This window comes from Acidobacteriota bacterium (genome assembly GCA_003225175.1).
Classification (GTDB): domain Bacteria; phylum Acidobacteriota; class Terriglobia; order Terriglobales; family Acidobacteriaceae; genus Gp1-AA112.
The window spans coordinates 1-6,626 of record QIBA01000104.1 but is presented as its reverse complement, the minus strand read 5'-3'; the positions used below and the strand labels follow the sequence as shown (position 1 = coordinate 6,626).

Annotated in this window: 10 protein-coding genes; 4 read left to right on the top strand and 6 right to left on the bottom strand. The window is 52.0% G+C overall.

Features of this window, described 5'->3' with window-relative positions; all coding sequences use genetic code 11:
- Nucleotides 1-955: 955 nt before the first annotated feature.
- A complete protein-coding gene (locus DMG62_22400; protein PYY20714.1) occupies nucleotides 956-1,183 on the top strand; it encodes a hypothetical protein in 228 nt (75 codons plus the stop codon).
- Entirely contained in the window at nucleotides 1,183-1,455 is a 273-nt protein-coding gene (locus tag DMG62_22395; protein ID PYY20713.1) for a hypothetical protein, read from the top strand. Before DMG62_22400 ends, DMG62_22395 begins: the two co-directional genes overlap by 1 nt.
- A 339-nt stretch (nucleotides 1,456-1,794) precedes the next feature.
- Here DMG62_22395 and DMG62_22390 read toward each other — a convergent pair whose 3' ends face one another.
- The 3 genes from DMG62_22390 to DMG62_22380 all read right to left on the bottom strand — a co-directional run bounded on the left by DMG62_22390 (nucleotide 1,795) and on the right by DMG62_22380 (nucleotide 2,897).
- Nucleotides 1,795-1,983, bottom strand: coding sequence for a hypothetical protein (locus tag DMG62_22390; protein ID PYY20712.1), 189 nt, complete (start codon nucleotides 1,981-1,983; stop codon nucleotides 1,795-1,797).
- Nucleotides 1,984-1,996: 13 nt separating this feature from the next.
- Nucleotides 1,997-2,362, bottom strand: a complete 366-nt coding sequence (locus tag DMG62_22385) for a hypothetical protein (protein ID PYY20711.1) — start codon at nucleotides 2,360-2,362, stop codon at nucleotides 1,997-1,999.
- A 298-nt stretch (nucleotides 2,363-2,660) separates the two neighbouring features.
- Nucleotides 2,661-2,897, bottom strand: coding sequence for a hypothetical protein (locus DMG62_22380; GenBank protein PYY20710.1), 237 nt, complete (start codon nucleotides 2,895-2,897; stop codon nucleotides 2,661-2,663).
- A 374-nt stretch (nucleotides 2,898-3,271) separates the two neighbouring features.
- Between DMG62_22380 and DMG62_22375 the strand changes: the two genes are divergently transcribed.
- A complete protein-coding gene (locus tag DMG62_22375; GenBank protein PYY20709.1) occupies nucleotides 3,272-3,859 on the top strand; it encodes a hypothetical protein in 588 nt (195 codons plus the stop codon).
- A 539-nt stretch (nucleotides 3,860-4,398) separates the two neighbouring features.
- Here DMG62_22375 and DMG62_22370 read toward each other — a convergent pair.
- Nucleotides 4,399-4,686, bottom strand: coding sequence for a hypothetical protein (locus DMG62_22370; protein ID PYY20708.1), 288 nt, complete (start codon nucleotides 4,684-4,686; stop codon nucleotides 4,399-4,401).
- Nucleotides 4,687-4,790: 104 nt separating this feature from the next.
- Between DMG62_22370 and DMG62_22365 the strand changes: the two genes are divergently transcribed.
- Nucleotides 4,791-5,003: a hypothetical protein gene (locus tag DMG62_22365; protein PYY20707.1), complete on the top strand. Its 213-nt coding sequence runs from the start codon at nucleotides 4,791-4,793 to the stop codon at nucleotides 5,001-5,003.
- Between the two features lie 913 nt (nucleotides 5,004-5,916).
- Here the strand turns inward: DMG62_22365 and DMG62_22360 are convergent.
- Entirely contained in the window at nucleotides 5,917-6,189 is a 273-nt protein-coding gene (locus DMG62_22360) for a hypothetical protein (GenBank protein ID PYY20706.1), read from the bottom strand.
- Nucleotides 6,190-6,383: 194 nt separating this feature from the next.
- The coding region (locus DMG62_22355; GenBank protein PYY20705.1) for a hypothetical protein at nucleotides 6,384-6,626 on the bottom strand (243 nt) is incomplete at its 5' end.

Sequence of the window (6,626 nt, the reverse complement as noted above, 5' to 3'; positions counted from 1 at the left end):
ATGGAATATTCCACTGGGAAGTGTAATATTATCACCATTTTGAGCTTGGTTATCATGCACCCATTGCACACTGCCTCCAGCGTAGTTGTGCCCTGTCTCGGTTCCGTCGGATGGCCAAACAGTTCCAAAAGAGTTAGATGCTGCCAAAAACGACAATCCAGTGGCGATAGAAAGAAATTTTCTCATGAGGGTTTGGAGACTTGGGCAACTGTCGGCGGCGGTGCCTACTTGCGTTCCCGGTCCTCGGTGACTGTTTGTGTCGTCATTTGATGCGGCAAGGCTGCGGTGCACCTGCAACTCGGTTCGAGCTGCGCACGCAGCTTTTAACAGACCGTTTGTGGCACTAAAAAGGGCTGCTTGCCCTTTCGCCGTGTTGTCTCCGGCGTCGGGTCCGTCTGGCGCGGGAGTGACAGTTCGCGCTTTGACCGAAGCACAAAGCAGACGAACGCAGACGGGATGGCTAAGTACGATTTCCTGGTGTGTCATGATTTCGGTTCTTTCTTTCTTTGGCCTACTTTGATTTCCTCCTGACCACCCACTTGTTTCTCAGTTCGCGCAGCGCGACGTCGTAATCGCCTCAGCGTCGTAAACGCCGTGCCATTGCGGCCGCTTGCTCGCGAATCTACTCGCAGAAGCGCCGCTCCCCGGGGCGGGATGAAGGCTGTCATTAAGACAGCTCAGTTCTGGCCGTTTTTATCTTGTTCGGAGCGGTTTGCCAAAGATGGGGTGACATGTCAAGGAAAACGTAGGACAAAGTTCTAATTTTGTTAAATAGTGACGATTAACTGCTTAAATTCTTAAGACTAAGTACTTAGGTTCTTGAATTTTGGTTGGCGTGCTGTGCGCTGGCAATATCAACAGTCCAACAAAAAACAGACAAACTTCCTACTTATGAAAAGCTTTAAACACATTGCGACACCTGTGGTGGCAGCCGCAGGACTAGCAACGCAGGCAGATGCAATACCGATCACGTACAGTTACACCCGGCGCGAACTTTACGTTTGGAACGGAACCCGCTGGATTTACCAACTATGACAACATCACTGCTAGTTTTACGGTGAACAAACCTTTGGCAGCAGACATGAATTTCGCTTTAACGTCGATCGGGGCGACCAATGCTATCATTAGCAACGGCGTCTACACGTTGCCTCTTACTGGCGACGAAAGCATTTGTAAGCACTGATGCTTCTGGAAATAATCGTTATCTGGGATGATCTTACTGGCTACGAAACAATGGGCGGAATCCCTTCCCAATCGACCCAAGCACAAGGAAGCGTGAAGCTCAGGACAGAGCCGAACGAAAAAATACTCTCGCCGCGATGCTGGCTAACGTTGCTGTACTCGGAGCAGGCCTCATGGAGGAAACGGTTGGCAAGGTTACTTGTCGCGATGCTGCATTGTAACCGGGATCGCTACGGACAAGATGCTTGCGTTAACAGGCCAGACGCCGGTTAGCACGCAAGTCGCAGTGATCCAAATGCCGACGCCTAAGCAGGACGAGGCGCGCCGTCGTGCAGATCACGCGCTGGATTAGATTACGCGCCTGCTTCACAAGCAGGAGTCATTGAGCGACGAGGAAGAACTCATGCTCAAAGCGGAGCGCCGCGTTTTGCAGATCACGCAGGACGTGGAGTAGTAACGTTCGCGTCCGGGCGCCCTCTCTTTTGCGTTGCTCACCCTGCTGCAGATTTTTGCTCGCTCGTTTTCGCGTCGGCATTACAGCTAAAGCCTCGCCCTTTTTCGTGCTGACGTTTCTGCCACAAACGGCAGCTTTCGCCTAACGAGCTTGCAGCTTTAAGCGCCGACTTGTGGCAGCATCTCGATTGCACCCCGCAACTGTTGCAACTCGCGGTGCGTGTAACGCTGATGAACTGCCCGCTCTTTGTGGCCGGTCAAGGCCATCCGCAGTTCCTCGGGCACACTGGCATTGGCAAGGATCGACGTGAATGAGTGCCGCAACGAGTGAAACGAAAGCGCGAACACCTTGCGGCGCGATTTACTGCCTTCGCTCTTCTCCCCGAATCAGGCGCTGCTCGATGTGCGGCCGCTCGAGGATCTTCCTGAAATGCTTTGATCGCGGGCTGATATTGCGCTGCGCGAGAAACGCGAACACGAAGGCCTCATCGCTCTTCGGTGCGGGCAAAGAGAGCAAGTAATCCTCAAGTGCGGGATGAATCACAGTGATGAGCTGTGCGCCGGTCTTGAGCTTATCGAAGGCAATCGTTTTGATCGGCGAGATAAGATCAATGTGTTGCCACTGCAAGTTGGCGCAATCGCCGAGCCGCGCGCCAGGGGTTTTCTGGTCGCGAGGCGCCGTCCGTGTATACAACATCAAGCCAGCGAGTCGACGAATGAGGGGCATCGGCCCCGAGCCTTGAGTTTAATGAACGGGATTGTAACGCGTTTTATTGGTCAACTGTGATCGCCATCACCGGGTGAATCTCCCAGACCGCGTAACCGGGAAGATGGGTTCTCCGGTTTGATTTGCCTTACGGAGAACAGCCGGGTGTTAGCATGCCTTTGTTGCGTCGCTGCGTAGCTGAACGTGGTAGCATCTGAGGTAGCGGCGAAGAGGCCGCAGAAGATAAACACCGCGGACATTGTAAGCATAATGTTAGAGAAGGAACGGGTTTTTCATGTGTGGATGGAAGCTGAATTTCTTACGCTGAACCGCCGGCCTCACGACCGACGTCCGCGAAAACGCTTCCACCCATGGCGATAACCGATCGCCCCTTGAAGCCGATGCTGAAAGCCTCGCGAACACTCAAGGTGTCGCGTCGGCGGAGAAGCATAGGTTTCACAAAAAACTTGGTGACCTGCCAAGTGATGCGCTCGTTGAAGTAGAGCAGGGGTTGAAGTACGCCTTGGGCTTGTGAACGTGCGCTGCCCGTTCTCAATTCACTGTGCCCGAATTTGAATCCTCAGCCCTGCTTTTTGATAAACGCCTTCGTGCGATTTCCCGCTGAAAATCGGCGGCGGCCGTTCTGGATGACCTAATTCGCCATGCGCTTAAAGTCCGCCCGCGCAAAGATCATCGCGGAGTCGACCTGCTTTCCGATGCGCTGCCGTTCGGTCGGCTGTCGTGACGCGAACGAAACGCGATCAGCAATGCAGTTGACTGCGCAAAGCACAGCTCACATGATGCTGTGATTCGCGTTTATGATGCGGCTGGCAACGTGATTGAAATGTACGAGCACGCGGGCGATTTTCAAAGTTCGCTCTAGGCTAACGTCCGCGAATGCAATCTCCGGATGCTCAGAGATACTGCTCGATGATGGCGGAAATTAAGACTCGCCATCGACTTGTCAAAGTAGTTGGCGAAGGTCACGTTTTGGCTTTTCCGCAAGCTGCGAGAGTAGAGTTCGTTTATCTCCAATTCAGAAAAATCCTTGAATTGATCGCGATGGGATCGCTCTTGGCAAATTCTAAGGCACTTGCTCAGGTGCAATCCAAGATCCAGCGTTATTGGAATGCAAAGGATCTTTTGAAGGACATTCAGGCCATAAACCCAGATTTCTATCCCAGACCCATCGTTCAGAAACCGAGTCAGCGGCCCGGTGTCAAGATGGACTGGTTAGATAGGTCAGACGACTATCTCACGAAAGATCGGTTCGTGACCCTTTACGATAAGTTCGGTGGCATCCTTCACGCTAGAAATCCTTTCGCGCGTGAGCAAGATTATTCAAGGCTAGAGAAAACTGCCCCGAATTGGTACCTGTGGATCCAAAATGTTTTGAATGCCCACACTATTCGTCTTGTCGGTGACCCAAATATTTGGCTGATGCAGATGGGCAGCGATTCCAAGCCACCAACGTACACTTTGTTTGCCCCCACTGCGCTACCCAAGCCAAATCGCTAGTGGCTGCTTGATAGTTGATTAAAAGAAAATTGCAGATACCGATCACAATGTCAGAAAAATCGGTACCCACCATGCCCTGCTCGTCCAATATTTTTACGATCAGCTCGTGCATTTCGAGGCGGTCAACCGTGCGAAGCGAGCGGCTGTAAATGATCTTCGCGCACGGCCTACGCTTCGGGCCAGTGAAGTCGTAGGTTAGTTCGAGAAGCATTGTGGACCCAGATGCTCGAACACAAGGGCCGTCTCAAAGAGCGATAAATGTTATGGGGAAGGACTCGTTGCCGTAATGCCTTTCGGCGGACGTGGGCTCATTTCTGTGGTCGGGGTCGCACTCGGGAGCACAGGGTTTCGCTCGCATGCTGCGAGCATTCCGGCGGTCACAACAATCCAAAGGTATTTAGTCATAGCGTTACAATGGGCGATAATTCCCGCTGCCGCCTCGCACCGTTAAGATAGTAGTGCTGCGGCACGCAATTTGAATCGCTTGCAACAGTCGTTGCGGTTTGTCTAATTTTGCAGACCGTCCAGCGTATCGCTGCTCACTTCTCGCGAGCTATACGCCGAATTGCATTGGCAACGCACTGCCAATCGTTCCATTTACATTTCGTAATCAGTGGGTCTAGCGCTTCGCGGACTTTCTTCTCACCGAATTTGGCAACGAGTTGTTTAAGCTGCCGCTCAACGTCAGCAGTAATCGCTGCCTGAAAGTCCAGCGGAAATCTCTCGGACGCCCGGCGAACATTTATCTTTTTTGTGCGAGTACGCTTCGAGCCTGTTACGATGCGAGGGCCGCGTGATCGATTTCGCACAGTTCTGGGGTTAGCCATTCATATTCAATAACGCTTCTCATCGTCATCACGGCTTGCTCAACATGCCACCGATCAGAAACTGAGGTTCGAATGCAAAGTATGCGACGAACCAGCAGGCGCCGTTGATTGAGCCGCACAAAGGCGACAAACGATCTGTGCGCCGGAACCAAAAAGAACAGTTCATGACCGAAGTAAGCGCTGGACGGTCGTTAGCTATAGATCGACCTCACAAAGCGAAAAACGAAGCCAGCGCGAGCCGTGGCGATTGCAAAGGTAAGCGTTCTAAACCGATCAGTTCGCGCCTTCCCCAGGGCTACAAAGGTCATCTTACATAACAGGTCTAAATTCTGTGCTTTTGCATCGAGGGCATCTCCCCGCGATTTCCAATGGAACAGCTTTTGTGAAATTTTTTGTAGTACCGGCACGCTTTACATTTCCAGCGCACGGAACATTGCTCCTGGGATTGCTCTCTTTGGTGAAGCGCATTCAGCGCCATATTTCGAATTGCTTCGAGGGCTGCTTTCAGCGTTTTAATCGTCGGGTCCATAATTTCAATTCCATCTGCTGAGGTTTGCGAGTCAGCTTGCGCGACATGCGCGTCCAAAGACGAAACAGAGCTTTTATAGTACGGAGGAGTGGGTGGAACTCTGCGAGTTTTTGAACGACTGGATGAAATCCAAAGCTACGTTACCCCAAATCGAATATTTAAACGGGCTACAACGACAGCATGGGATTACCGATGCTGTACCAATGGATATATCTCGCCGTGATATAAGCGCGCGCATAACTGCACTTGTGTCACCAAAAGAGGCGTAGGCTAACCGCCTGCCTGAAAAAACCGTACGAAGAATTCTTTTCCGGACCGGATTTATCTCCTAGGCACACGTCTTCCGCTCGATTCGCTTAGCTTCTCGTTCCAACGGGCTAAACGGATAACCACTATTTAAGAAACGGCTGGAACCTTACTGTGCTGTGTGCGCCAGTTCATGGGCAACCAATCTGCGCTCGCCCAAGACTCAGACTCACTGAAAATCCCATAGCGGAGAGTCAGCCCCGTTGACGACGAATCGCCGCCTGTAGTTCTAAATATCGAGTGAGTAGGTCCTGGGTATGCACAATAAAGCGTCCCGCGTCCTCACGCTCTGCGGCCACAACCCAAAATTGTCGCCGCTTGCGATCCGTACTTGAGATACAGCCGCAATTCCGTCCAGCGTTGCGGAGATTTTTCGATGATGATTTGCCAACACTTCATTGTAGAGTGGGAATGTCGATCTTATCCCCGGCAACATTCGACGGGTTAATTGTCTTGGATGCGATCCGGATGATTGTCATTGCGATCAGGGGATTGCCCACTTCGAAAGCCATCGGCTTCTGGCGACCTTGAACCGAAACCACAACTGCAGTGAGGTTTGGATCCACCGAAATTACTTTATCAAGCGGGAAAGCTCTTTCTCTTTCGTGCCGACAAATACCACCCGTTTGTTTGTGATGCTCAGGCACCCGGTATCCAGTTTCGCCCATTGCTGTGTGCTTAACGACCGGCCACTCGTCCCGCCGAAATAAACGCCTTTGGCAACAAGAAGTCACGGCCCGTTTGGGGGTTATGACGATTGCATAGTGGCGAGTTGGTCCAAAAACTGTTCGCCTGGTTCTCGCAAAGCCGCGCCCGGGCCTCGGTCAGAATCGAAGAACGATTCCGCTTCCTAAATGCCGAACTATTCGGCACAATCGCGCAGTGAAGCTTTCAAATCACTTTCCCCTCCTGCGGGAAGGGCAGGAAATAAGATTGCAAGATGCAGTCTAATTATAGTTAGGCGCCTTTGAATCTCGACCGCCAAGACAAGTAAAGCCATGTGGAAGATAATCATTAATCTGTTTGAAAAGTGGTGGAGAGACAAGCCACGGAAGGAGACGTAGTTCGCGCGGTAGTCAGACTTCGCGACGCGATGCAAGCGTGC

Bases quoted from the DNA above. Each gene is read 5' to 3' on its own strand.
- DMG62_22360 (PYY20706.1), bottom strand. From the start codon at position 6,189: ATGGGCGAAACTGGATACCGGGTGCCTGAGCATCACAAACAAACGGGT.
- DMG62_22400 (PYY20714.1), top strand. From the start codon at position 956: ATGCAATACCGATCACGTACAGTTACACCCGGCGCGAACTTTACGTTT.
- DMG62_22395 (PYY20713.1), top strand. From the start codon at position 1,183: ATGCTTCTGGAAATAATCGTTATCTGGGATGATCTTACTGGCTACGAA.
- DMG62_22375 (PYY20709.1), top strand. From the start codon at position 3,272: ATGATGGCGGAAATTAAGACTCGCCATCGACTTGTCAAAGTAGTTGGC.
- DMG62_22370 (PYY20708.1), bottom strand. From the start codon at position 4,686: ATGGCTAACCCCAGAACTGTGCGAAATCGATCACGCGGCCCTCGCATC.
- DMG62_22385 (PYY20711.1), bottom strand. From the start codon at position 2,362: ATGCCCCTCATTCGTCGACTCGCTGGCTTGATGTTGTATACACGGACG.